The sequence below is a fragment of the Microcystis sp. M53603_WE2 genome, assembly GCF_030065435.1.
Window position 1 is genome coordinate 1 of sequence record NZ_JASJFF010000079.1, and the last position, 1,253, is coordinate 1,253.

Genomic DNA, 1,253 nt, shown 5'->3' on the forward strand with positions numbered 1-1,253 from the left:
CAAATAGGTGCAAGAATGAAAATTGTGGGAGCACAATGGAAAGCAGAGAATGTTCCTCAGTATTTGAAGCTACGTTGTGCTTATCTCAACGGCGATATTGCCTGAGTATTTTTACTCATTGCAAAACTGGGATGCTCCCCATCCAATTTATTAACTACCGCGGTAGAGTATTGAATAGAATCTTCAAAATCCTGAAAATTGGTTGTGAAAGCCATTATAATTGCAGCCTGATTTACTGTAGCAATTTGACAAAAAGTAATTAACTGCTTTAAATAAGTAAGCGTCCAATCTCGACCTCTTGCTTTACGGATAATATAATACAAATCACTAAAAGTTGAGGCGGAAATATAACCTGCAATTGTGCCTTTTTCAATTAGTGATAAAACTTGTTCACTTGCATTCCAAAAAGGTTCTCTTTCTAAGGCATTATCAATAATGATATTAGTATCTATCAGGATTTTCACAGGTTATATTTCTCCTTTAAATATTCATATTTAGCTTGATCTGGATCAAAGTCTGCCGGAATGGCAGGGGCATTTTCAAATAAACCCTGAAATGCTTTGATCCTAGATTTTCTTTTTGGTGCTTCTGGTGCTGGTTCAGTGGTTGGGGTTGTGGTATGATCAAGGGTATCTGTGGCTGCCCAGACTACAATTTCCACATTTCCGGGGGGTAAATTCAATGGTTCGGTAATCAGCAAGTTACCAGATTGATCAATTTTTCCTTTGAGTTTGTATGCTTGCATGATGTTTTTTATGATACTCTGTTTTTATATCATATCATAGTGAACAAAATTCACGCTCTAAATTTGGGTTTAAATTATGATAACTACACTCATTGAACGAGAAGCAGAACCAATTTTAATTAGTGACTTAACCTGGAGAGAATTTAAAGCTGTTGAACAGCTAATCGATCGCCCAGGGTTAAGGTTATCTTTTTTAGATGGAGTTTTGGAGATTAGAAAAATGCCAGGGAAAAAACACGAAACCATCAAAGAACGTATTGGTGCTTTACTAGAAATTTATTTAGAATTTTTGGGATTAGATTTTACTCCTACTGGTTCTGTCACCTTAGAAAATGAATTTGAAAAGGTTAAAAGAGAAGGTGATAAATCCTATGAGTTGGGAGCAAATAGAAAACATCCTGATTTAGTAATTGAGTTGGTTGTTAGTAGTGGAGGAATTGATAAACTGGAAGCATACAAACGGTTACAAATTCCTGAAGTTTGGTTTTGGATGAATGATGAGTTATTG

General features: G+C 35.4%; 3 protein-coding genes. 1 reads left to right on the forward strand and 2 read right to left on the reverse strand.

Annotated elements, in window-relative coordinates; translation table 11 throughout:
• Positions 1 to 80: 80 nt before the first annotated feature.
• Both PX481_RS01865 and PX481_RS01870 read right to left on the reverse strand, forming a co-directional pair.
• Positions 81 to 464 carry a type II toxin-antitoxin system VapC family toxin gene (locus tag PX481_RS01865; RefSeq protein ID WP_288093397.1) on the reverse strand — a complete coding sequence of 128 codons (384 nt, stop codon included), beginning with the start codon at positions 462 to 464 and terminating at the stop codon, positions 81 to 83.
• On the reverse strand, positions 461 to 745 hold the full coding sequence (locus PX481_RS01870; protein WP_002756821.1) for a hypothetical protein: 285 nt from the start codon (positions 743 to 745) through the stop codon (positions 461 to 463). The genes PX481_RS01865 and PX481_RS01870 overlap by 4 nt, the downstream gene beginning before the upstream one ends.
• 76 nt (positions 746 to 821) lie before the next feature.
• Between PX481_RS01870 and PX481_RS01875 the strand changes: the two genes are divergently transcribed.
• A partial coding sequence (locus tag PX481_RS01875) for a Uma2 family endonuclease (RefSeq protein ID WP_288093399.1) occupies positions 822 to 1,253 on the forward strand: 432 nt, incomplete at its 3' end.

What these genes read in the sequence shown, in the direction of transcription:
- PX481_RS01870 (WP_002756821.1), bottom strand. Translation starts at nt 745, where the DNA reads ATGCAAGCATACAAACTCAAAGGAAAAATTGATCAATCTGGTAACTTG.